24 protein-coding genes and 1 riboswitch are annotated in these 23,051 nt (G+C 60.5%); of the genes, 3 read left to right on the top strand and 21 right to left on the bottom strand.

All coding sequences use genetic code 11. The features are described 5' to 3' along the window. Positions 1–28 precede the first annotated feature (28 nt). The 4 genes from FUU19_RS09235 to FUU19_RS09220 all read right to left on the bottom strand — a co-directional run bounded on the left by FUU19_RS09235 (position 29) and on the right by FUU19_RS09220 (position 4,190). Positions 29–556: a GNAT family N-acetyltransferase gene (locus FUU19_RS09235; RefSeq protein ID WP_043135734.1), complete on the bottom strand. Its 528-nt coding sequence runs from the start codon at positions 554–556 to the stop codon at positions 29–31. A 9-nt stretch (positions 557–565) separates the two neighbouring features. Continuing rightward, positions 566–1,486: an ABC transporter substrate-binding protein gene (locus tag FUU19_RS09230; protein ID WP_047728556.1), complete on the bottom strand. Its 921-nt coding sequence runs from the start codon at positions 1,484–1,486 to the stop codon at positions 566–568. 26 nt (positions 1,487–1,512) lie between these two features. Continuing rightward, positions 1,513–2,838, bottom strand: a complete 1,326-nt coding sequence (locus FUU19_RS09225; RefSeq protein WP_202669063.1) for an LLM class flavin-dependent oxidoreductase — start codon at positions 2,836–2,838, stop codon at positions 1,513–1,515. A gap of 188 nt (positions 2,839–3,026) precedes the next feature. Continuing rightward, positions 3,027–4,190 carry a M20 peptidase aminoacylase family protein gene (locus tag FUU19_RS09220; protein WP_197833035.1) on the bottom strand — a complete coding sequence of 388 codons (1,164 nt, stop codon included), beginning with the start codon at positions 4,188–4,190 and terminating at the stop codon, positions 3,027–3,029. A gap of 346 nt (positions 4,191–4,536) precedes the next feature. Here FUU19_RS09220 and cspE point away from each other — a divergent pair, with 346 nt between their 5' ends. Beyond that, complete coding sequence (gene cspE, locus FUU19_RS09215) at positions 4,537–4,746, top strand: transcription antiterminator/RNA stability regulator CspE (RefSeq protein WP_004940030.1); 210 nt, start codon at positions 4,537–4,539, stop codon at positions 4,744–4,746. 57 nt (positions 4,747–4,803) lie between these two features. On the opposite strand, the gene FUU19_RS09210 is transcribed toward cspE, so the two are convergent. The 3 genes from FUU19_RS09210 to crcB all read right to left on the bottom strand — a co-directional run bounded on the left by FUU19_RS09210 (position 4,804) and on the right by crcB (position 7,270). Further along, positions 4,804–5,994 carry a multidrug effflux MFS transporter gene (locus FUU19_RS09210; RefSeq protein ID WP_141970429.1) on the bottom strand — a complete coding sequence of 397 codons (1,191 nt, stop codon included), beginning with the start codon at positions 5,992–5,994 and terminating at the stop codon, positions 4,804–4,806. A 6-nt stretch (positions 5,995–6,000) separates the two neighbouring features. Then, positions 6,001–6,597 (bottom strand): TetR/AcrR family transcriptional regulator, encoded by a 597-nt coding sequence (locus tag FUU19_RS09205; RefSeq protein WP_197833034.1) that lies wholly within the window; start codon positions 6,595–6,597, stop codon positions 6,001–6,003. A 289-nt stretch (positions 6,598–6,886) separates the two neighbouring features. Next, positions 6,887–7,270, bottom strand: coding sequence for a fluoride efflux transporter CrcB (gene crcB, locus FUU19_RS09200; protein WP_004940022.1), 384 nt, complete (start codon positions 7,268–7,270; stop codon positions 6,887–6,889). A gap of 79 nt (positions 7,271–7,349) precedes the next feature. After that, positions 7,350–7,412, bottom strand: a riboswitch (Fluoride riboswitch). A gap of 83 nt (positions 7,413–7,495) precedes the next feature. Between crcB and FUU19_RS09195 the strand changes: the two genes are divergently transcribed. After that, positions 7,496–7,924, top strand: a complete 429-nt coding sequence (locus FUU19_RS09195) for a GNAT family N-acetyltransferase (protein ID WP_197833033.1) — start codon at positions 7,496–7,498, stop codon at positions 7,922–7,924. 1 nt (position 7,925) lies between these two features. On the opposite strand, the gene FUU19_RS09190 is transcribed toward FUU19_RS09195, so the two are convergent. Continuing rightward, positions 7,926–8,993: a diguanylate cyclase gene (locus FUU19_RS09190; RefSeq protein ID WP_197833032.1), complete on the bottom strand. Its 1,068-nt coding sequence runs from the start codon at positions 8,991–8,993 to the stop codon at positions 7,926–7,928. 218 nt (positions 8,994–9,211) lie between these two features. Between FUU19_RS09190 and tatA the strand changes: the two genes are divergently transcribed. Beyond that, on the top strand, positions 9,212–9,427 hold the full coding sequence (gene tatA / locus FUU19_RS09185; protein ID WP_060440524.1) for a Sec-independent protein translocase subunit TatA: 216 nt from the start codon (positions 9,212–9,214) through the stop codon (positions 9,425–9,427). Between the two features lie 94 nt (positions 9,428–9,521). On the opposite strand, the gene lipA is transcribed toward tatA, so the two are convergent. The 13 genes from lipA to leuS form a co-directional block, all read right to left on the bottom strand. Beyond that, positions 9,522–10,487: a lipoyl synthase gene (lipA, locus tag FUU19_RS09180; protein ID WP_230490108.1), complete on the bottom strand. Its 966-nt coding sequence runs from the start codon at positions 10,485–10,487 to the stop codon at positions 9,522–9,524. Further along, the gene (gene lipB, locus FUU19_RS09175; RefSeq protein ID WP_015376934.1) at positions 10,480–11,148 is read right to left on the bottom strand and encodes a lipoyl(octanoyl) transferase LipB; all 669 of its coding nucleotides are present in this window, start codon (positions 11,146–11,148) and stop codon (positions 10,480–10,482) included. Before lipB ends, lipA begins: the two co-directional genes overlap by 8 nt. Positions 11,149–11,282: 134 nt before the next feature. Next, entirely contained in the window at positions 11,283–11,549 is a 267-nt protein-coding gene (ybeD, locus tag FUU19_RS09170) for a DUF493 family protein YbeD (RefSeq protein ID WP_004940012.1), read from the bottom strand. Between the two features lie 104 nt (positions 11,550–11,653). Next, a complete protein-coding gene (gene dacA / locus FUU19_RS09165) occupies positions 11,654–12,865 on the bottom strand; it encodes a D-alanyl-D-alanine carboxypeptidase DacA (protein WP_004940010.1) in 1,212 nt (403 codons plus the stop codon). Between the two features lie 180 nt (positions 12,866–13,045). Next, a complete protein-coding gene (rlpA, locus tag FUU19_RS09160; RefSeq protein ID WP_230490109.1) occupies positions 13,046–14,116 on the bottom strand; it encodes an endolytic peptidoglycan transglycosylase RlpA in 1,071 nt (356 codons plus the stop codon). Between the two features lie 10 nt (positions 14,117–14,126). Continuing rightward, positions 14,127–15,239: a peptidoglycan glycosyltransferase MrdB gene (mrdB, locus tag FUU19_RS09155; RefSeq protein ID WP_004940006.1), complete on the bottom strand. Its 1,113-nt coding sequence runs from the start codon at positions 15,237–15,239 to the stop codon at positions 14,127–14,129. Positions 15,240–15,247: 8 nt separating this feature from the next. Continuing rightward, complete coding sequence (gene mrdA, locus FUU19_RS09150) at positions 15,248–17,143, bottom strand: peptidoglycan DD-transpeptidase MrdA (RefSeq protein ID WP_141970421.1); 1,896 nt, start codon at positions 17,141–17,143, stop codon at positions 15,248–15,250. Positions 17,144–17,181: 38 nt separating this feature from the next. Then, entirely contained in the window at positions 17,182–17,652 is a 471-nt protein-coding gene (rlmH, locus tag FUU19_RS09145; protein ID WP_004940002.1) for a 23S rRNA (pseudouridine(1915)-N(3))-methyltransferase RlmH, read from the bottom strand. Between the two features lie 3 nt (positions 17,653–17,655). After that, positions 17,656–17,973, bottom strand: coding sequence for a ribosome silencing factor (rsfS, locus tag FUU19_RS09140; protein WP_025301839.1), 318 nt, complete (start codon positions 17,971–17,973; stop codon positions 17,656–17,658). 194 nt (positions 17,974–18,167) lie between these two features. Continuing rightward, positions 18,168–18,830, bottom strand: a complete 663-nt coding sequence (gene nadD / locus FUU19_RS09135) for a nicotinate-nucleotide adenylyltransferase (protein ID WP_025301840.1) — start codon at positions 18,828–18,830, stop codon at positions 18,168–18,170. Beyond that, positions 18,820–19,854 carry a DNA polymerase III subunit delta gene (holA, locus tag FUU19_RS09130; RefSeq protein ID WP_055316089.1) on the bottom strand — a complete coding sequence of 345 codons (1,035 nt, stop codon included), beginning with the start codon at positions 19,852–19,854 and terminating at the stop codon, positions 18,820–18,822. The genes nadD and holA overlap by 11 nt, the downstream gene beginning before the upstream one ends. After that, positions 19,851–20,411 carry an LPS assembly lipoprotein LptE gene (gene lptE, locus FUU19_RS09125; protein ID WP_049242706.1) on the bottom strand — a complete coding sequence of 187 codons (561 nt, stop codon included), beginning with the start codon at positions 20,409–20,411 and terminating at the stop codon, positions 19,851–19,853. Before lptE ends, holA begins: the two co-directional genes overlap by 4 nt. Before the next feature lie 14 nt (positions 20,412–20,425). Next, positions 20,426–23,008 (bottom strand): leucine--tRNA ligase, encoded by a 2,583-nt coding sequence (leuS, locus tag FUU19_RS09120; RefSeq protein WP_197833028.1) that lies wholly within the window; start codon positions 23,006–23,008, stop codon positions 20,426–20,428. Positions 23,009–23,051: the final 43 nt, after the last annotated feature.

Below are 23,051 nucleotides of genomic sequence, written 5' to 3'. Positions count from 1 at the left end.
CATGTCTCCTGATACAGATAAGGGGGCCTTAGGCGATTTTCCTTTCCGACGCGCAACAACACGCGTCCTCTGCAATCAGGCTTTTGCGGAACGGCAGGCGGCCATCGTAGGGCGGGCGGCTGTAAACCTCGCTGTCGACGGTGGGATCGAACTGCGGCTGATACCCGTTGTTCAGATACAGGCCCACCGCTTCGGGCTGGCGAAAGCCGGTGGTCAGATAGAGCCGGCGATATCCCTGCGCCAGCGCCAGCGTTTCCAACTGTTGCAACACCCGCTGCGCCAGGCCCTGGCGCCGCAGGTCGCCTCGCGTCCAGATGCGCTTCAGCTCGGCGGTCTGTGCGTCATAGCGTTTGAAGGCGCCCATGGCGATCGGCGCACCGGCGCGCAGCAGCACGATGAAGGCCCCTTGCGGCGGCGCGTACAGATCCAGCGCTTCCGGTTCCTGGTCACCAAAATAGTCGCCGTAACGCTGGCGATATTCGCCGAACAGCCCCTCGATCACCGGGGCGATCAGCGGGTCGGTCGGCAGCGTCTGAATGAAAGTGTCTTGCGTCATCGCGCGCTCCTAATCGCCCAGGCCGGGCGGGTTGATTTCCGACTGTGCAAGGCGTTCGACGCTCTCGCCCCAGCGGTTGAGCACCCGATCGTACTGCCCGCCGCGGATCGCGCCGTTCAGCGCTTCGTTCACCGCCTGCACCAGGCCGTTGCCTTTACGGGTGGTGACGGCGATGTGTGCCGCCTTGGGCCAACCGCCTTCCACCGTGCCCGCCAGCCGGGTGCGGCCGTTCAGCGCCGCTTTATAGGCGCCCAGCACGTTCGGCCCGAAGTAGGCGTCGGCCCGGCCGGACTGGATAGCCAGCGTAGCGGCCGCATCGTCGGTCACGTAGATCGGCTGGAAAGGTTTGAGCCCCTGCTGCCGATTCTGCTTGTCCCACGCCAGCAGGATGGCTTCCTGATTGGTGCCGGAGCCGACGATAATTTTTAATCCGGCGATATCGGCAGGCTGTTTGATCGTCGCGATCTTGCCGCCGGTTTTGACATAAAAGCCGAGCGAATCGATGCGGTAGGTGGCGAAGTCGAAGCGGGTTTTGCGTTCTTTGGTCACGGTGACGTTGGTGATGGCCGCGTCATACTTGCCGGAGACTACCCCGAGCGGCCAGTCTTCCCACGAGGTTTGCACCACGTTAAGCGTTAGGCCCAGGCTGTCGGCCACCAGCTGTGCGATATCCACTTCGCTGCCGATCAGCCGCCGGTTGTCGGCGGCGAACAGCGCCAGCGGCGGCGTATTGAGCGCGGCGATCGCGACGGTGAATTGGCCCGGCTTCACGAAGTGGAAATCGGCCGGCAGTTTGGCGATCGCCTGCGGGTTTTTCGGCGCGTGGATCGGGGTTTCATTGGCCTGCAAATCGATGCCGGTGCCCGCCTGCGCGGCGCCGGTCAGGCTCAGCAAGGCCGCCACGAGGGCGGCGGTAACGGTTTTCTGCATAGCGGGTATCCCTGAAAACGATCTTATTATTGGGTGAATCTGTTCAACGGGCGCTTCAGGCCCAGGTGCTCGCGTAGCGTGTCGCCGTGGTACGCCTGGCGGAACAGGCCGCGCTGTTGCAGGATAGGCACCACCCGATCGACGAAGTGGCCGAAGGCGTTGGGCGTACCGCCGCTGATGATGAAGCCGTCGGCGGCTTCGCTGTCGAACCAGCGTTGCAGGCCATCCGCCACCGCTTCCGGCGTGCCGCTGAACACCGGTCGCGGCGAGGCGGCTTCCAGCGCTACCTGGCGCAGCGTGAGGTTACGCTCGCGGGCGTTGTGCTTGATGGCGTCGGTGGTGCTGCGGAAGCTGTTTTGCCCCAGATCGCCGATGTCCGGGAAGGGCGCGTCCAGCGGATGGCGGGCGAAGTCGTAATGCTCGAAGTAGCGGCCAAGATAGTTGAGGGCGTTCTCGATGCTGACCAGGCGGGCGGTCTCTTGGTACTGGCGCTCGACGTCCGCGTCGTCGTCGCCGACGATCACGCTGACACCCTGGAAGATGCGCAGATCGTCTGGCTCGCGCCCCTGTTCCACCAGCTGCCGCTTCACGTCCTGATAGAAATCCTGCGCCTGCTCCAGCGTGTCGTGATGGGTGAAGATCGCATCGGCGTGTTGGGCCGCCAGCCGTTTGCCGTCTTCGGAGGCACCGGCCTGGAACAGGATTGGGCGGCCCTGCGGCGTGCGGCCGATGTTCAGCGGCCCCTGCACCGAGAAGAACTCCCCCTGGTGATTGAGAGTGTGCAGCTTGCCGGTGCGGAAGAATTCGCCGCTGGCCTTATTACGCACGAAGGCATCGTCTTCCCAGGAATCCCACAGCCCTTTGGCGACGTCGAGAAATTCGCCGGCGATGCGGTAACGCAGGCTGTGTTCCGGGTGTTCTTTACGCGAGAAGTTTTTGGCCGAGCCTTCCAGCGGCGACGTCACCACGTTCCAGCCCGCGCGGCCATTGCTCAGGTGATCGAGGCTGGCGAACTGGCGGGCGACGGTGAACGGATCGCTGTAGGAGGTGGAAAGGGTGCCCACCAGGCCGATTTTGTCGGTGGCGGCGGACAGCGCGGCCAGCAGGGTAAGCGGTTCGAAACGATTAAGAAAATGCGGAATGGATTTTTCGTTGATATATAAGCCATCGGCGACGAAGACGAAATCGAATTTCCCCTGTTCGGCTTTTTTCGCCGAGGCGATATTAAATTCGAGGTTAATGCTGGCGTCGGCGGTGGCATCCGGGTGGCGCCAGGCGGACATATTTCCCGATGCGCCGTGCAGAATGGCGCCCAGCCGTAGTTGCCGTTGATTATTCGCGTTGTCGCTCATCGTGATTATCCTGTCATGCGCCGCAGAGGCGCGCGGTGTCTGATGGGTTCACTATTGATGAGTGGTGGCGGGATGTAAAACAACAAAACAGCATATTCAAATGTTGAAAACTGCAAATATCACGGCGAGCGAAATAATAAGACCCGACGCGGCATCCGCGGCGTCGGGGAAATACTCTTTGCCGTTATTCAGACGTTGCTGAGGGCTTTTTCTGGCGCGGTGGTTAATTGTTGCAGCGTGCGTTCCGCCAACAGCGTGAAATATTGCGCCGCGGGGAACAGGGCGCGTTCATCGGGATTGAAACGCGGATGATGCAGGCCGAACTCGCTGGCAGATCCGATGCTGACGAAGACGCCCGGCACATGATGCAGATACAGCGCGAAATCTTCGCCCCCCATCTGCAACTCCGCCTCTTCGACCCGGTAGCCGGCCTCGGCGGCGACGGTTTTGCTGAACGCCGCCCAATGCGGGTCATTGATCACCGCCGGCGGCCCCGGTTGCCAGCGCAGTTCGGCCTGCGCGCCCAGCGCGGCGGCAACGCCGTCGATCACCTGGCGAATCTTGTCCGGTACCTGGCGGCGCACCGCGTCGCTGTGGGTGCGCACCGTGCCTTCCAGCTCCACGGTTTGCGGCAGCACGTTCCAGGTATTGCCGCCTTCGATGCGCGTCACGCTGACCACCAGCGATTCCAGCGAGCTGAAGCTGCGGCTGGGCAGCGTCTGCAGCGCACCGACGATCTGACTGGCGGTGACGATGGTGTCGACGCCCTGTTCCGGTTTGGCGGCGTGGGCGCCCTTGCCGGTGATGAGGATCTGGAAACGATCGACGTTGGCGTAGAACGGCCCGGCGCGGGTGGCGAAGGTGCCGGTGGGCAGCTCCGGCGCATTATGCAGGCCAAACACCGCCGCGACGTTATCCAGCGCGCCGGCGTCGATCAGGTGCCGGGCGCCGTTGAAGGTCTCTTCCGCCGGCTGGAAGAAAATGCGCACCGTGCCGGGCAGGTCGGCCTCACGCGCTTTGAGCAGGTGTGCGGCGCCGAGCATCACTGAGGTATGAAAGTCGTGGCCGCAGGCGTGCATCACGCCGCTGTTTTGCGAACTGAAGGGCACGTCGGCGATTTCGTCGATCGGCAGAGCATCAATGTCGCCGCGCAGGGCGATAATCGGCCCCTTGCCGCTGCCGATCTCCGCTACGACGCCGGTTTTCAGCGCCAGCGGCAAAATACGAATGCCCGCCTCTTCCAGCCAGCGGGTCAGCCGGGCGGTGGTGGCGAATTCATGATTGGAAAGCTCCGGGTTTTGGTGCAGCTCACGCCGATAGGCGATGATCTTTTCTGCCAACTGGCTGGTCATAGGCTTGGCTCACAGTGGGAAATAAACCCTAACCCTAGTGCAGGGGCCGCCGAAGCAAAAAGACCATCTGGTTATATTTCATAGCGATTGCGTCTGCATGAGGGCATCAACGCTGGGGTAAGCGGGCGGGTTTGGGCGTTCGCTCGTTGTTCGCCGGCGTAGAGAGAGGTTTGGCCTGGAATGGTAACTTATCGCAACCGGTGCAATCGATTTACACCGGACAACACGGATTTTTTCACTCTTTATCGGATTTCTGTGATCGCGGTGGTGGACAAAATCCTGCCTGCTTGCTGTACTGTAATCGACACAGGTTTTGTGTCTTTCATTCACGTTAAAGGTAAGTTTGATGTCTAAGATTAAAGGTAGCGTTAAGTGGTTTAATGAATCCAAAGGCTTCGGTTTCATTACTCCGGAAGATGGTAGCAAGGACGTTTTCGTTCACTTCTCTGCCATCGTTAGCAACGGTTTCAAAACGCTTGCTGAAGGCCAGCGTGTAGAATTTGAAATCACGAACGGTGCCAAAGGCCCATCTGCCGCTAACGTTACTGCTATCTAAGCTGCGTAGCTGAATTTCTTAAAACCCGCTCATTGAGCGGGTTTTTTATTGGGCGCGTTATGCCTCGCTGCGGCGGCCTAGCACGCTGAACAGCAGGATGGCGACGGCGTAGCAGCCGACGATGGTCAGCGCCATCGACAGGCTGGACGTGCCGCCCAGCCCGGTGAGCGGCACGGCGCAGGCGCCGAGGGCGAACATGCACACGCCTATCAGAGCCGAGGCGCTGCCCGCTTTGTCACCCTGGCTTTGCATTGCCAACGAAGAGGCGGTTGGGCCGACGATGCCGATCACCGCTACCGAGAAGAACAGCGGCACCAGCAACAACACCAGCGGCGCATGCAGCGCGGCGGCCAACAGCAGCAGCAGCGACGCGACGGCCGCCAGCGTCAGCCCGCTCTTCAGCACCCGGCGCTCCCCCCAACGCGAACTGAGGCGGCTGGCCAGCTGCGCCGCAATGATCAAGCCGACGCCGTTAATGGCGAAGCACAGGCTGAACATCTGCGGACTGAGGCCGTAGATCTGCTGCAAGACGAAAGGCGAGGCGCCGATATAGGCGAACATGCCGGCCATCACGAAACCCTGCGTCAGGCACAGGCCCATGAAATAGCGTTGGGTCAACAAACTGCCCAGCGACATCAGCATCGCCAGGATACCGCCCTGGCTGCGGCGTTCTACCGGCAGGGATTCGCGCAGCTTCAGCGCCGACAGGCTGAACAGCAGCACGGCGATGGCCGCCAGCACGCCGAAGATGCCGCGCCAGTTCATCACCTGCAGCATCACGCCGCCCAGCACCGGCGCGACGATCGGCGCCAGGCCGTTGACCAGCATCAGCAGGGCGAAGAAGCGGGTCAGCTCATGGCCGGCATACAGATCGCGGGCGATGGCGCGGGAGATCACCGCGCCACCGGCGCCGGCGATGCCCTGCAGCAGACGAGCGATCAGCAGTTGGTCGATGCTGGGCGCGAGGGCACACCACAGCGAAGCGCCCAGCAGCAGGATCAGCGACAGCAGCAGCGGGCGCATGCGGCCCAGTTTGTCGCTGTAAGGGCCGAAAATCAGCTGGCCGACGCCCAGGCCGAGCAGCCCGGTGGTCAGGCTGAGCTGCGCGGCGGCGGTAGAGGTATTTAGCTCACCCGCCATTTCCGGCAGGGCGGGCAGGTAGAGATCGGTGCACAGCGGCCCCAGCGCGGCCAGCAGGCCAAGCACGACGGCGTACACCAGACGTTGTCTGGCTAAGTGTTTGGTCATGGGAGATTAGAGTTTCCTGAACAGGTGAGAAATGGCCTGCTGATACAGATCGCGCAGCAGGGACGCATCGGCTTTTTGCGTGGTAAGGATACGGTAACCGGTGCCTTCGCTCATGACGGCGATAAATTCCACCCGCGCGGCGATCTCTTCCGCGCTGAAATGGGGAAACAGCTGCTGCAGGTTGTGGCACACGTGGCGAAACAGCCGCGCTTCCGCGTCGCTGAGCATTTTGGCCACCACCGGATTGCGCGTGGCCTCGGCTGTCACTTCCAGCATCAGCATATGGTCGGTTTCGCTCTCGCCCGGCTGCTGGAACAGCGTGCGCTCCGCCAGCACGCCGGCGATCAGATTGATGTGATCGCCAAGGTTTTCCAGCCGCTGCATCTTGCTGGCGATGATGCGGTTGACGATCTCCTCGATAATCGCGTCTTTATTGGCGAAATAGCGATAGATTTGGCCGACGCTGAGCTGTGAGCCCTGGGCGATTTCCGCCATGCTGGCGGCGTGGAAGCCGTGGCGGCGGAAGCTGATTTTCGCCGCTTCGACGATCTGATCGCGGCGGGCCTGCACCTTAGCCTGTTTACTGTCGTTGGGGGAGAGCATCTGCCCGATCCTTTGCTACGCGTGAGCCGGGTTCACATTTTGGGTGTGAACGTTCATTCTCAATTGTAGTGTAATCGGCCGGAAAGGCGCAAGATGAATGCGTGCTGCGGGGAAAAAGGCGCTTATGCGAACAGGTAGGATTTGATAAAGGCGGCGACGATCAGCACGCACAGCGCAACGGCAATCGCTTCGGCGGCGGTTTTCGGCAGGCTAAACATAGCGGTTTCTCATCCAGTCAGGAGTACTGGATGAGATTATGCGCATGCAAGATTAAGGAAACATTAAGGGCTTAGCGCCCGTTGACCCACATCACCAGCATAAAGGCCAGCAGCGTCATCGCCAGCGAACCGGCCAGGTTGAGCAGCATGTTGGCCAGTGCCCAACCGAAGCGGCCATCCTGCATCAGGTACACCACCTCCAGCGAAAAGGTGGAGAAGGTAGTCAGGCCGCCGCAGAACCCGGTGGTGATCAGTAATTTCCAGGTGGGATCCAGATGCGTCATGCGGGTGAAAATCGCCATCGCCAGACCGATGATAAAACCGCCGATCAGATTGACCATCAGCGTACCGAGCGGGATGTGGGCGTTCAGCGGATTCATTTTCATGCTTACCGCCCAGCGTAAAACGCTGCCGACGCCGCCGCCGATAAATACGGCCAGTAAAGAACTCAACATGGGGCAACTACCTTTCAATCAGAGAAATTCACGGGACTCGGAAAGGGACAGACGTAACGCTACGCGCCTCTCTCCGAGAGGTTACGTAGACATCATCAGCCTGTGAAGGCGGTTAGGGAGGAATGTCATCTCCAGCGTGCCGCACGGCCTTTTTTGCCGTACCCGGTGGATGTTACACCTAACGCCGCCTATTTTGTAGTATCGACACTCTGCGAGGTAAAACGGATGGAAATCAGAACGGCGCGTCTGAGCGACCGGCACGCTATCGCCGAATTAATGACGGCGCTGGATTATCCCGGCACCGAGGTGTTTCTGACGCAGCGAATGCAGCAATTGTTGGCGCATCCGGATGAGGCGCTGCTGGTGGCGGTTGAGGAGGAGCAAGTGCTGGGCGTGTTGTCGCTGCATTTTCTGCCTCAGCTGGCGTTGGCCGGCGATATTGCCCGCATCAGCTATTTTTGCGTCGACGATCGGGCGCGCGGCGCGGGCGTAGGGCGGTTGCTGTTGGCGGAGGGCGAGGCGCTGGCGCACCGTCGCGGCTGCGATCGGTTGGAAGTTCATTGCCACAGCCGCCGCGGGCGGGCCCATGCGTTTTATCGGCGCGAAGGTTTTGTCGAAGCGCCAAAGTATTTTGCCAAGTTATTAAGTCAGTAAGCTAGCCACTCGTCGGCGTCGCCGTTTCCAGCCGGTTGCGGCCATTATGCTTCGCCCGGTAGAGCGCGCCGTCGGCGGCTTTGAGCCAGTCCAGATAACCGCCTAGCGCGGGGTGGTAGTTGGCGATGCCGGCGCTGATCTGCAGCCGCAGCTGCGGCGCCTCCTTGAAAATGACCGCGTCCAGCCGCTGCTGGATACGGCGCAGAACGATTTCCGCCTGTTCGGCACTGGTGTTCGGCAGCACCGCGCCAAATTCGTCGCCGCCGTAACGCCCGACGATATCCACGTTGCGCAAGCCGATCAACAGCTCTTCCGCCAATGCCGCCAGGGCTTCATCCCCCAGCGCGTGGCCGAAGGTGTCGTTGATGGTTTTGAAGCGATCGATATCCATCAGGATCAGCGTGGCGTTGTCCTGGTAGCGGCGGCAGCTGTCGAACTGGCGATGCAGCAGGTGCTCCCAGTGGCGGCGATTATACAGGCCGGTTAGTCCATCGCGGGTGCTGATGCGCTGCAGCTCCTGTTTCTTTTCCGCCAGCCGCTTGGCGGTGCGGTAGGTCACCAGCCCGAGCAGCGTCGGATACAGGTAGATCATCGGCAGGCACAGATAGATTTGCAGCGGCGTGCTGTGCGGGTGGAACGGGAAGCCGAGCAGCGCGCCGGTCAGCGCTGCCACGGCCAACTGAATCGCCAAGCCTTTGACAAACAGTGCCTTACCGGCCGAAGCGATGTTGTTCATGCTCATCATCGACAGGATGACGATCGCCGGCAGCGCGTTGAATGCCATCATCGCCGCCCAGAAGCCGCCGAAGGCGGAGTCGATCAGCAGGTTGCGGATCTCGGCTTTGAACGGATCTTTGGCGCGGCAGGCCCGATGGTAGGCGAGATGCGGCCAGACAAAGCCGTGAAAGGCCAGCAAGAGCCAGACCGCCGTGGGCGGAGCCAGCGGGTAGAGCGCGGCGCAGACGCAGATAAAGCCGAGCCCCAGACCGGCGACGCGGGGCAGATAGGTGCGTTTGGCGAAGCTGAGGCCGGATTTTCGGGCATCGAAAATGGGTGGAGCAATATACATCCGGCATCTCCCTGATAAGTATCACGGCAGCGTATCATGCGGGTGATAAACTAAGAATAGTCTTGGATTCACGCCGTGAGGCCGCGTGGCATTCCTGCGACGGATCTCACTCTGTTACATGTTGCGGTTGTGCGAACTGGGGGAAAGTCGCTAAATATTCGCAGGCAAGGTCAGTTTTTCTCGCTGTTCACACAGCGCTCTATGATAAGAAGGTGAGTATGGAAGGTATCAGCATTACCAAACTTCTGGTGATTGCAGTGTTGGTGATTTTACTGTTCGGCACCAGCAAACTGCGTACGCTCGGCGCCGATCTTGGCGCGGCGCTGAAAGGCTTTAAAAAAGCCGTGGGCGACGACAGCACGCCGCCGGCCGCCGGCAACAACACCGCCGAGAGCCAGTCCGCTCAGCAGAGCGTCGAAAAGAAAGACGTTTAATTCCGTCTGGTGACGCACAATAAAAAAACGGATGCCTTACGGACATCCGTTTTTTGGCGTTTCCGCCGTCTTTAGCGTAACAAACTATTACGCGTTATTTCACTTCCATCCCTTTGGCCTGCAGATCGGCGTGGTAAGACGAACGCACGAACGGGCCGCAGGCAGCGTGGGTGAAGCCCATCGCCATCGCTTCTTCTTTCATCTCGTCGAACTCGGCCGGGCTGACGTAGCGCTGCACCGGCAGGTGGTGACGGCTTGGCTGCAGGTATTGGCCCAGCGTCAGCATGGTCACGCCGTGGCGGCGCAGATCGCGCATCACTTCGACGATTTCCGCGTTGGTTTCGCCCAGGCCGACCATCAGGCCGGATTTGGTCGGGATATCCGGGTGCGCTTCTTTAAAGCGCTCCAGCAGCTTCAGCGACCACTCGTAGTTGGCGCCCGGGCGCACCTGGCGGTAGACGCGCGGCACGTTTTCCAGGTTGTGGTTAAACACGTCCGGCGGCGTGGCGGTGATGATTTCCAGCGCGCGATCCATGCGGCCGCGGAAGTCCGGCACCAGCGTTTCAATTTTGATGTTCGGGCTCTTGGCGCGGATGGCCGAGATGCAGTCGGCAAAGTGCTGAGCACCGCCGTCGCGCAGATCGTCGCGGTCAACCGAGGTGATCACCACGTAACGCAGCGCCATGTCGGCGATCGTTTGCGCCAGCTTTTCCGGTTCGTTGGTGTCCGGCGCGATCGGGCGGCCGTGGGCCACGTCGCAGAACGGGCAGCGACGGGTGCAGATAGCGCCGAGGATCATAAAGGTGGCGGTACCGTGGTTGAAACACTCGGACAGGTTAGGGCACGAGGCTTCCTCACAGACGGAGTGCAGGCCGTTTTTACGCATCGCGGCTTTGATGCCCTGAATGCGCGTTGAGTCGGCAGGCAGTTTGATCTTCATCCACTCGGGTTTACGCAACAGCTCCTGCCGTTCGGTGACCACCGTTTTGACCGGGATCAGCGCCATTTTGTCAGCATCGCGGTATTTGACGCCGCGTTCCATCTGAATTGGTTTACTCATAATCGTGCAGGTTCCAGTTACGAAGCTCGACCGTCTGGTAGCCGAGTAAATGAACAAATTCCTGTACCAGGATTGGGTGTATGTCTTCAATGCCAACGCCGGGCGCCAGCGCGCTGACCTGCGTCATCTGCATGCCGGCGTAACCGCAAGGGTTGATGCGTTGGAAGGGGCTGAGATCCATCGCCACATTCAGGGCCAGGCCGTGGAATGAGCTGCCTTTGCGGATCCGCAAACCCAACGAACAGATTTTCTGCTCCCCCACATACACGCCAGGCGCATCCGGACGGGCGCGCGATGCGAGGCGAAAGTGGGCGAGGGTGTTGATAACCGTATCTTCTATCGCCGTGACCAATTGACGCACGCCGACCTTGTTGCGTTTCAGATCGACCATCACGTACATCACCTGCTGACCCGGGCCGTGGTAGGTCACCTGGCCGCCGCGATCGCTCTGGACCACCGGGATATCACCGGGCATCAGCACATGCTCGGCTTTGCCGGCCTGGCCTTGGGTGAAAACCGGGTGATGCTGTACCAGCCACAGTTCGTCCGGCGTAGTCTCGGTACGACTGTCGGTGAAGTTATGCATGGCTTGGGATACAGGCGCGTAGGGCTGCAACCCCAGCTGACGCAAAATGATCTTGTCTGGTTGCAAAAGAGTCATCGTCAGGTTACAGAAGTGGTAAAGCCATTATACCGGGCGCTCCGGCTTGCGGCCAGCCTTTCGCTGACCAAAAATGCGCAACCCGGGAAGACGCTGCGCCATCCCGGGTTGATAAGCAGGGTTTTATGCTGGAATTACAGCACCATGCGAACAATTTCAATGTTGCCCAACTCTTCGTACAGGGTTTCGACCTGCTCGATATGAGTGGCGTTGATGGTGATGGAAACGGAGTGGTAGTTGCCTTTGCTGCTCGGCTTAACCTGCGGGTTGTAATCGCCCGGTGCATGGCGCTGCACCACTTCAACTACCTGGTCAACCAGCTCAGGCTGCGCCAGACCCATCACCTTGTAGGTAAACGAGCAAGGGAATTCGAGCAGTTCGTTCAGTTTAGTTTTTTGCATGTGCGTGCGCTCCAGAGTGCTAGCTAATCTATAAATTATAACTCCCGCCGGGGCGGGAGTTAATGTTATTCAGTATATGGGGGCAATTTCGCCCGTTTCAACCGTTAACCGAACCAGTGGTGGAACATCAGTTTGATGTAGTCCACGATGCGGCTGAAGAAACCGCCTTCTTTCACTTCGTTCATCACCACCAGCGGACGCTGGTCGATGGTTTTGCCGTCCAGCTGGAAGTTGATGCTGCCCACCACCTGGTTTTTCGCCAGCGGCGCGTGAATTTCAGGGGTGTTCAGCACGTAGCTGGCCTTCAGATCTTTCATGCGGCCGCGCGGGATGGTCAGGTAGACGTCTTTGTCCACGCCCAGCTCAACGCGGTCGGCATCGCCGAACCAGACAGGCTCAGAAGCGAACTCTTTACCGACTTTCAGCGGCGCCACGGTTTCAAAGAAGCGGAAGCCCCAGGTCAGCAGTTTCTTGCTCTCGGCTTCGCGGCCTTTGTAGGTGCGGCCGCCCATTACGGCGGAGATCAGACGCATCTGGCCTTCGGTCGCCGAAGCCACCAGGTTGTAACCCGCCGCGTCGGTGTGGCCGGTTTTGATGCCGTCGACGTTCAGGCTGTTATCCCACAGCAGGCCGTTGCGGTTCATCTGGCGGATATTGTTGAAGGTGAACTCTTTTTCTTTGTAAATCGCGTACTCTTCCGGCACATCGCGGATCAGCGCCTGGCCGATCAGCGCCATGTCGCGCGCCGAGCTGTACTGGCCCTGGGCATCCAGGCCGTGTACCGTCTGGAAGTGGGTGTTCTGCAGGCCCAGCTTGCTGACGTAGGTGTTCATCAGGTTAACGAACGCGTCCTGGCTGCCGGCGACGTAGTCGGCCATCGCCACGCAGGCGTCGTTACCGGATTGCAGGTTGATGCCGCGGGTCAGCTTGGAGACCGGCACGCGATCGCCCGGCTTCAGGAACATCAGCGAGGAGCCTTTGAACACTGGGTTACCGGTCGCCCAGGCGTCCTGGCCGACAGTCACCAGATCGTCCTGGCCGATTTTGCCCGCTTTCAGCGCCTGGCCGATGACGTAGCTGGTCATCATTTTGGTCAGGCTGGCCGGATCGCGACGCGCATCGGCGTTCATCTCGGCCAGCACCTTGCCGGAGTTGTAATCAATCAGGATGTACGCTTCCGCATCGATCTGCGGGACACCTGGGATCATGGTTTTGATGTTAACGTCATCGGCATGCGCAACGGAGGCTGCGCTCATTGCGATAACGGTGCCGAGTGCGATGCTTTTGATTAAGCGAAAAGAAGTTACTTGTTTCATGATCGGGACTACAACATCCGTGAAAGTAAAGTTAAAAAACGAGCCACACTATAGCAGATGCGATCCCGGCAGGCATTACCCATTCATCTGACTAATTGCGGTTAGAGACCTTTTAGCTGCAAGAAAATGTTTCAGCTAAATAACCGCTTATCAGCCGCGAATGCCCGCCGGGCTTAACGCTTAGGGTGCAGCAGTAACGAAAGACTGTTGTTGCGCTTCGCTGGCCAGGCGTTGCTGCAGCTGGGCCGCCTGCTGACGGCTGCTGAATGGGCCGAGCTGGACGCGATAAACGTTGCCGTTGGCCGCCACTTTACCCGGTACGCCAAACTGTTGGCTCAGGCTTTGCTGCCAGCTCTGGGCGCGCTCGGCGCTGCTCAGCGCACCGACCTGCACCACGTAGCCGCCGGAGGAAGACGCGGCAGCCATGCCGACAGCCGCGGCGCCGGCTGCAACCGGCGCGGCCACGGCGGCGGCTTCAGGTTCGGAACCTTCCAGCACGCCGGCCGGTACTGCGCTTGGCGCGCCGAGGAAACCGCTGCGGCCGCCAGCGGCTGGGGCGTTGTTGTCGTCGGTGCGCAGGGTGCTGTTATCGATCGGGCGCACCGCCGCGCCGCTGGCGACCGGCACGTCCTGTTGGATCGGGGTGCCCATGCCGCTGGCGCCGAGATCCGGGCGCGACGGCAGGGCGTAGCTCTGTTTCGCCACGATGGTGCCGATGGTGCCTGGGCCGCTCAGCGTGCCGTCCGGCGCTACGTTGATGAAATCGACTTTGACCTTGGTGTTGTTGGACAGGTTGAGGCGGTCGGCGGCGGCTTTCGACAGATCGATGATGCGCCCCTTGGTGTAAGGCCCGCGATCGTTGACGCGCACCACCAGCTGACGGCCGTTGGCCAGGTTGGTGACGCGCACATAGCTTGGGATCGGTAAGGTCGGGTGCGCCGCGGTCAGGCCATTCGGATCGAACTGCTCGCCCAGCGCCGTGGTGTTGCCGTTGGCTTCTTCGCCATACCAGGCCGCCAGGCCGGTCTGCGAGAAGTTCTGCGGATCTTTTACGATGCGGTAAGTATCGCCATTAACCTTATAATCCTGCATGTTGTTAGGGTTATAGGGTTCATATTGAGGCTCGACGCCACCGATCTCCACCACCGGGCCGTTGTACGGCTGCTGTGGTGCCTGCTGTTCCGTGGTCGGGGCGGTACAGGCGGAGAGCAACACCACCGCGACGCCGATCCAAAGCCATTCCTTACGCATTACTCACCTCTTATAAACTTTTAGACAGCATTTTCCGATGCGTGTGGATCGACATGATGATGCCGAAACCGGCCATCAACACTATCAGCGCCGAACCCCCGTAACTGACCAGAGGCAAAGGTACGCCAACTACCGGCAAAATGCCACTGACCATACCGATGTTAACAAAGACATAAACGAACAAAATCAGCATCAAGCCGCCGACCATCACGCGGCCGAAGGTAGTTTGTGCCTTGGCCGCGATCATCAGCCCGCGAATGATCACCAGCAGGTAAAGCGCCAGCAGCACCAACACCCCGATCAGCCCCAGCTCTTCGGCCAACACGGCGAAGATAAAGTCGGTATGGCGTTCCGGCAGGAACTCCAGCTGCGACTGGGTGCCGTGCAGCCAGCCCTTGCCGGACAGGCCGCCGGAGCCGATGGCGATCTTGGATTGAATGATATGGTAGCCGGCGCCGAGCGGGTCGCTCTCCGGATCGAGCAGCATCATCACGCGGTCGCGTTGATAGCCATGCATCAGGAAGAACCACAGCACCGGGATAAAGGCCGCCAGCGCAACGGCGGCGACGGCGATCAGTTTCCAGCTCATGCCCGACAGGAACAGCACGAACAGGCCGGAGGCGGCGATCAGGATCGAGGTGCCCAGATCCGGTTGCGCGGCCACCAGCAGCGTCGGCAGGAAGATCAGCACCAGCGCGATAGCGGTGTTTTTCAGCGAAGGCGGGCAGACATCGCGGTTCATAAAGCGCGCCACCATCAGCGGCACGGCGATCTTGGCGATCTCCGACGGCTGGAAGCGCACCACGCCGAGATCCAGCCAGCGCTGTGCGCCTTTACTGATCTGCCCGAAGGCGTCCACCAGGATCAGCAAAATCACGCAGAAGATGTACAGATAGGGTGCCCAGCTTTCGTACACGCGCGGCGGGATTTGCGCCATGACGGCCATCACGATCAGCCCCATGACGATCTGCCCGATCTTGCGTTCCATCATGCCGATGTCCTGGCCGCTGGCGCTCCACATCACGAAGGCGCTGTAGACCAGCAGGGCCAGGATCAGCAGCAGGAACGTCGGGTCGATGTGGATTTTGGTCCAGATCGAGCCTTTTTGTTGGCTTTCAGTCATGTTCTACCTTAGTCACCTTCTACGCCAGGCGGCAGCGGCGCTTCGCTTGGCAATTGCGTATTGTTGTCGCCCAGCAGAATATGGTCGAGGATCTGGCGGGTGATGGTGCCCACCGCCGGACCGGCGCCGCCGTTTTCCAGAATGATGGCGACCGACACCGTCGGATTGTTGAACGGCGCGAAGGCGGTCATCAGTTTATGATCGCGCAGGTGCTCCGCCAGTTTGTGGGCGTTGTAGGTTTCGTAGCCGAATACCTGTGCGGTACCCGATTTCGCCGCGGCTTTATAAGGTGCGTCCGCAAAGTATTTGCGCGCCGTCCCGTTCGGACGGTTGGCCACACCGTACATGCCGTCTTTGGCGATTTCCCAGAAGCCGGAGTGAATATCGCCGATCTGCGTGTCTTCTTCCTGTTTAAACGGCACCAGCGCGCCGTTGACGCGGGTGCTCTGCAGCAGGTGCGGCGTTTTGACGTTGCCGTCGTTGATCAGGGTGTTCAGCGCTTTGGACATCTGGATCGGCGTGGCGGTCCAGTAACCCTGGCCGATGCCCACCGGAATGGTGTCGCCCTGATACCACGGCTTTTTATAGCGCTTCAGCTTCCACTCGCGCGTCGGCATCAGGCCGGAGCGCTCTTCGGACAGATCGATGCCGGTATACTGGCCGTAACCGAATTTGGTCAGCCAGGTCGACAGCCGATCGATCCCCATGTCATAGGCGACCTGATAGAAATAGGTATCTGCGGATTCTTCCAGCGCCTTGGTGACGTTAAGGCGGCCGTGGCCCCATTTTTTCCAGTCGCGGAAGCGTTTTTCCGAGCCGGGCAGTTGCCACCAGCCGGGATCGAACACCACGGTGTTTTTGGTGATCACCCCGGCGCTCAGCGCCGATACCGCGATGTAAGGCTTCACCGTTGACGCGGGCGGATAGACCCCCTGCGTGGCGCGGTTGATCAGCGGTCGATTCGGATCGTTCAGCAGCCCCTGATAGTCCTTGCTGGAAATGCCGTCGACGAACAGGTTCGGATCGTAGCTCGGGTTGGACACCATCGCCAGGATGGCGCCGGTGCGCGGATCGCTCACTACCACTGCGGCACGGCTGCCGACCAGCAGCTGCTCGATATAGCGCTGCAGGTCAAGATCGAGCGTCAGATAAACGTCCTGACCGGCGGAAGGCGGCTGTTCGTGCAATTGGCGGATCACCCGGCCGCGGTTGTTGACCTCGACCTCTTCATAGCCGGTTTTGCCGTGCAGCGTGTCTTCGTAATAGCGTTCGATGCCCAGCTTGCCGATATCGTGGGTGGCGGCGTAGTTGGCCAGCTTGCCGTCTTTATCCAGGCGTTCGACGTCGCGGTCGTTGATCTTCGACACATAGCCGGTGACGTGGGTGAGGGCGGATCCGTAAGGGTAGTAGCGGCGTTGATAGCCTTTCACTTCCACGCCGGGGAAGCGGAACTGATTGACCGCAAAGCGGGCGACCTGCACCTCGGTTAGCGCGGTTTTCACCGGAATGGAGACGAAACGGCGCGATCGCTTGCGCTCTTTTTCGAAATTGGTGATGTCATCGTCGGTCAGATCGACCACCGTGCGCAGCGCCTGCAGCGTGGCTTTGAGATCGTCGACCTTCTCCGGCATCAGCTCCAGCTGATAAATGGTGCGGTTGAGCGCCAGCGGGGTGCCGTTGCGATCGTAGATAATGCCGCGGCTGGGCGCGATGGGCACCAGCTTGATGCGGTTTTCGTTGGAGCGGGTGCGGTAATCCTCGACGCGGACCACTTGCAGATTATACAGGTTGGCGATCAGGATGCCGGACAGCACAAGGATGACCAAGAACGCCACCAGGGCGCGGCGTACAAACAGGGCGGATTCAGCCGTATAGTCGCGAAAAGGGTTACGTTCTATTTTCATCCCGCTGCTTTATTTCACTCTGTCACGGTCACCACCGGCTATTCCCGGTGGTAAGGATGATTTGTAGTAATACTCCAGGCGCGGTAGAGGCTTTCGGCCACCAGGACGCGCACCAAAGGATGCGGCAGTGTCAACGGAGAAAGTGACCAGCTCTGCTCGGCAGCGGCTTTGCAGGCGGGCGCGAGCCCTTCCGGGCCGCCGATCAGCAAGCTGACGTTACGGCCATCCTGCTTCCAGCGCTCAAGCTGCTGCGCCAGCTGCGGCGTTTCCCACGGCGTGCCGGGGATATCCAGCGTAACGATACGGTTGCCTTTGCCCACCGCCGCCAGCATCTGTTCGCCTTCCTTGTCCAGAATGCGCTTGATGTCGGCGTTTTTGCCGCGTTTGCCCGCCGGGATCTCGGTCAGCTCAAACGGCATATCTTTGGGAAAGCGGTGCAGGTAATCCATAAAGCCGGTTTGCACCCAGTCTGGCATTTTGGTGCCGACCGCCACCAATTGCAGTTTCACCGCTTAGCTCCAGAGTTTTTCCAGCTCGTACAGGCGACGGCTCTCTTCCTGCATCACGTGCACGATCACTTCGCCCAGATCGACCACGATCCAGTCGGAGGCTTCCTGGCCTTTCATGCCAAACAGCTCCATGCCTACGGCACGGGATTCCTGTACCACGTGGTTGGCGATCGACATCACGTGGCGAGTCGACGTGCCGGTGCAGATGATCATGCAATCGGTGATGCTGGATTTGCCCTGTACGTCCAGAGCGATAATGTCTTGGCCTTTCAGGTCATCGATTTTATCGATGACGAAATCTTGGAGCGCTTTACCTTGCAAAGGTTCCCCCTCGGGTGTGTTCTGTTCAGTCGGCTGCAGCGGGCAACATGCGCACGCCGCGGCGTAACCGGATAATGGTTTCGGCAGGCTGCCGCTGAAAGCCAGCTAACTGGTGACTGCCCGGCCAGCTAAGGTTTCCGGGGTTTTCAGCGGATACCTGAAAAATAGCGGCGCAGTATATCACGCACCTTTCGCTAGCGATATAAACCCTGCAACTCGATATAGCGCTGCACCGGGCGTGGCAGCAGGTCGTCGCAGTTGAGGCCCTGATGGCGGCGCTGGCGGATCTCGGTAGCGGAAATTTCCAGTTCCGGCGTATCGGCCAAATAGATGTGGCCGTGCGGGCGACGGCTGAGCAGCGCCGGATCGACGGTGCGATGGCGTTCCAGCCACTGCTGCAGTTCCGGTGTGTCCATGCGATCGTTATAGCCCGGGCGCGCCAGCACCAGCAGGTGGCAGACGTCCAACAGCGCCTGCCAGCGATGCCATTTATGCAATGTCAGCAGCGAGTCCTGGCCAATAATAAACGCCAGTGGCTGGGCGGCGCCACGCTCTTTACGAATCGTTTCCAACGTCTCGATGGTATAGGAGGGGGTGGTGCGGTGCAGTTCGCGATCGTCGACCGCAAACAGCGGGTTGCCGGCGATCGCCAGCTCGACCATCTTCAGGCGTTGCTGCGCATTGGCCTCCGGCTGTGGGCGGTGCGGTGGCACGTGGTTAGGCAGCAGCGTGACGCGATTCAGGCCCACTTCGGCGGCCAACGCCTCCACCGGCCGCAGGTGGCCATAGTGGATAGGGTCAAAGGTGCCGCCGAACAGCGCGTGCAAAACGGTGGGGTGTTCCGGATTAGTGGGCATCGCTAAAACTCGTGGCCAGGGGTTTGCCGCACAGCAGCATCGACAGGGTTTCCAGTTCCGGCCAGACCGACTGGCCATAGTCCTGCTTGAGGGTCAGCTCGATTTGCGTCAGCAGCTGCACCGCCTGCTGCAGCTGGGGGCCGGACAGGCGTTGCAGCGCCTGGGTCACCAGCGGGCGGCGGTTCTGCCAAACCTTGTGCTGATCGAACAGCGTGCGCAGCGGCGCGGACGCCATGCGGCGCTGCAGCGTCAGCAACAGCAGCAGTTCGCGCTGCAGGGTGCGCAGCAGGATCACCGGCTCCACGTCCTCTTGCTGCAGCTGCTGCAAGATATGCCAGGCGCGCTTGCTCTTGCCGGCCAGCAGGGCATCCAGCCAGTGGAACGGCGTGAAGTGGGCGGCGTCGTTCACCGCCTGTTCGACGCGCGGCAGCGTGAGTTTGCCGTCCGGGTGCAGCAGCGACAGCCGCTCCAGCGCCTGCGACAGCGCCAGCAGGTTGCCTTCGTAGCAGTAGCACAACAGCTGATTGGCGGCGTCGTCCAATTCCAGCTTCATCGCCTTGGCGCGCGTGGCGACCCAGCGTGGCAGCTGCGCCTGTTCCGGCGTCTGGCAACTGACGAGGGCGCCGTGCGGGCTGAGCGCCTTGAACCAGGCGCTGTTTTCCTGCGCTTTGGTGAGGCGCGGGCCGCGCAGGATCAGCAGAATATCCTCGTGCAGCAGCGTGGCAAGCTTGGTCAGCTGTTCGCCGATCGGCGCCGTCGGGCCGTTTTCCGGGAAGATCAGCAGCAGCGTCTGGCGGCTGGCGAACAGGCTCATTGCCTGGCAGATGCCGAAGATGGCGTCCCAGTCGGTATGGGCGTCGAGGGAAATGCTGTAGTGCTCGCTGAACTGCTGCTGTTGCGCGGCTTGCCGGAGCAGATCCTGGCTTTCCTGCAGCAGTAGCGGTTCATTGCCGCTCAATAAATAACAAGCGCGCAGCCCCTCTCGGAGCTGCGCGGCAAGTTGTTCCGGATAAATGCGGATCATTGTGCGGTTTGGCTTGCCGCTCGTTCGCCGACGGCAGCGGCTTTTTGCCGGTTTTCTTCTTCCGCCGCGTGCACGGTCAGCAGTTTGCGCACCAGCTGTTGCGCCGCCTGCTCACGCATTTCCTGGCGAATGATCTCCTGCTCGGAGTCTTTGGCCAGCGCGGTCAGCGGGTTGTCGAAGAACGAACGGAACACTTTCACCGACAGCGGGTACAGGTCGTGGCCCGGGAGCAGCACCTGGGCCTGCACGGTCAGCACCAGCTGGTACTCGGCGGTTTTACCGTCCTGGAAGATCGAGGCGGTATCCTGGCTTTCCGTCGCGCCGACGATGCGCAGGGAAGGCACGTCTTTACGCTTCGGATCGCTGACGATGGTCACGGCGTTCAAACGCAGCTGCTCACGCACCGCGCGCGTCAATGGTCCGTAAGGATCCGAACTGTCCAGGATCAGCGTTTTCATTTCATTAGGCACCTGCGTGGTGCCACGCAGGTGAAAACCGCAGCCGGCGGTGACCAGCACCGCCAACCCCAGCAACAGCGTCAGAATACGTTGTCGCACAACTCCTCCTTGTGTTAACCCACAACCAGGTTAAGCAGTTTGCCCGGAACGTAGATCACTTTGCGAATCGTGACGCCGTCCAGATATTTAGCCACCAGATGCTCTTCGGCAGCGCGCGCGCGCACTTGCTCTTCGGTCGCATCGGCAGATACGGTGATTTTAGCGCGAACCTTGCCGTTCACCTGCACCACCACCAGCTTGGAGTCCTCGACCATCGCCTGTTCGTCGGCAACCGGCCATGGCGCGGTGTCCACGTCGCCTTCGCCGCCCAGCGCCTGCCACAGGGTGAAGCACACGTGCGGGGTGAACGGATACAGCATGCGAACCACGGCCAGCAGCGCTTCCTGCAGCAGCGCGCGATCCTGCTCGCTCCCCTGTGGCGCGCGGGCCAGCTTGTTCATCAGCTCCATCACGGCGGCGATCGCGGTGTTGAAGGTCTGACGGCGGCCGACATCGTCGGTCACTTTGGCGATGGTTTTGTGCAGATCGCGGCGCAGCGCTTTCTGATCTTCGTTCAGCGCCGCCACGTCCAGCGGCTGTACCGCGCCTTTTGCCACGTGATCGTAGGCCAGTTTCCACACGCGTTTCAGGAAGCGGTTAGCCCCTTCCACGCCGGACTCCTGCCACTCCAGCGTCATTTCTGCCGGTGAAGCGAACATCATGAACAGACGCACGGTGTCCGCGCCGTATTTTTCCACCATTTCCTGTGGGTCGATGCCGTTGTTCTTCGACTTCGACATTTTGCTCATGCCAGCATAGACCAGTTCACGGCCTTGCGGATCGGTGGCCTTGATGATGCGGCCCTTGTCGTCACGCTCGACGGTGGCGTCAACCGGAGATACCCAGACTCGCTCGCCGCTGTTGCCGGTGTAGTAGAAGGCGTCGGCCAGCACCATGCCCTGACACAGCAGGCGCTTGGCCGGCTCGTCGGAATCCACCAGGCCCGCATCGCGCATCAGCTTGTGGAAGAAGCGGAAGTACATCAGGTGCATGATGGCGTGTTCGATACCGCCGATATATTGATCGACCGGCAGCCAGTAGTTGGCGGCGGCCGGATCCAGCATGCCCTGGTCGTACTGCGGGCAGGTGTAGCGCGCGTAGTACCAGGAAGACTCCATAAAGGTGTCGAAAGTGTCGGTTTCACGCAGCGCCGGCTGGCCGTCGACGGTGGTCTTCGCCCACTCAGGATCGGCCTTGATCGGGCTGGTGATGCCGTCCATGACCACGTCTTCCGGCAGGATCACCGGCAGCTGGTCTTCCGGCGTCGGCATCACGGTGCCGTCTTCCAGCGTCACCATCGGGATTGGCGCACCCCAGTAACGCTGACGGGAGACGCCCCAGTCGCGCAGACGGTAGTTGACCTTACGCTGGCCTACGCCCTTGGCGACCAGTTTGTCGGCGATGGCGTTGAAGCCCGCTTCATTGTCCAGACCGTCGAACTCGCCGGAGTTGAACAGCGCGCCCTTGTCGGTCATCGCTTCGGCGCTCACGTCAGGCTGGCTGCCGTCGAGGTTCAGGATCACCGGTTTGATCGGCAAATCGTATTTGGTGGCGAATTCCCAGTCGCGCTGGTCGTGCGCCGGTACCGCCATCACGGCGCCGGTGCCGTATTCCATCAGCACGAAGTTGGCGACCCACACCGGCAGCTTCTCGCCGCTCAGCGGGTGGACAACGAACAGGCCGGTCGGCATGCCTTTCTTCTCCATCGTCGCCATTTCGGCTTCGGCCACTTTGGTGTTGCGGCATTCGTCGATGAAGTCGGTCAGCGCCGGGTTGTTGCGCGCGCCCTGTTGCGCCAGCGGGTGACCCGCGGCGACCGCCACGTAGGTGGCGCCCATGAAGGTGTCGGGACGGGTGGTATAAACCGTCAGCTTCTCTTCGCTGTCCGCCACGTCGAAGGTGATTTCCACGCCTTCGGAGCGGCCAATCCAGTTGCGCTGCATGGTTTTCACCTGCTCCGGCCAGCTTTCAAGCGTGTCCAGATCGTTCAGCAACTGATCGGCGTAGGCGGTGATTTTGATGAACCACTGCGGGATCTCTTTACGCTCGACCTTGGTGTCGCAGCGCCAGCAGCAGCCGTCGATAACCTGTTCGTTGGCCAGCACGGTCAGATCGTGCGGGCACCAGTTCACCGCCGAGGTCTTCTTGTAGACCAGGCCTTTTTCATACAGCTTGGTGAAGAACCACTGTTCCCAGCGGTAGTATTCCGGCTGGCAGGTGGCGATTTCGCGATCCCAGTCGTAGCCGAAGCCCAGCAGTTTCAGCTGGTTCTTCATGTATTCGATGTTGTCGTAGGTCCACGGGGCCGGTGCGGTGTTGTTTTTCACCGCCGCACCTTCCGCCGGCAGGCCGAACGCATCCCAGCCGATCGGCTGCAGTACGTTTTTGCCCAGCATGCGCTGATAGCGCGAGATCACGTCGCCGATAGTGTAGTTACGAACGTGGCCCATGTGCAGTCGGCCGGACGGGTAAGGCAGCATGGATAGGCAGTAGTACTTTTCCTTGCTGTCGTCTTCGGTAACTTTGAAAGTCTGCTTCTCTTGCCAGTGAAGCTGTACGTTCGATTCTATGTCTTCTGGACGGTATTGCTCTTGCATGGCGGCCGGTGGTCCTGTAGGTGTAAACCGTTGCCTCGGTCAG

It is taken from the genome of Serratia montpellierensis, assembly GCF_020858655.1.
In the GTDB taxonomy this organism is placed as follows: domain Bacteria; phylum Pseudomonadota; class Gammaproteobacteria; order Enterobacterales; family Enterobacteriaceae; genus Serratia; species Serratia montpellierensis.
The sequence above is the reverse complement of the archived record's forward strand: the minus strand, read 5'-3'. Positions and strand labels throughout refer to the sequence as shown.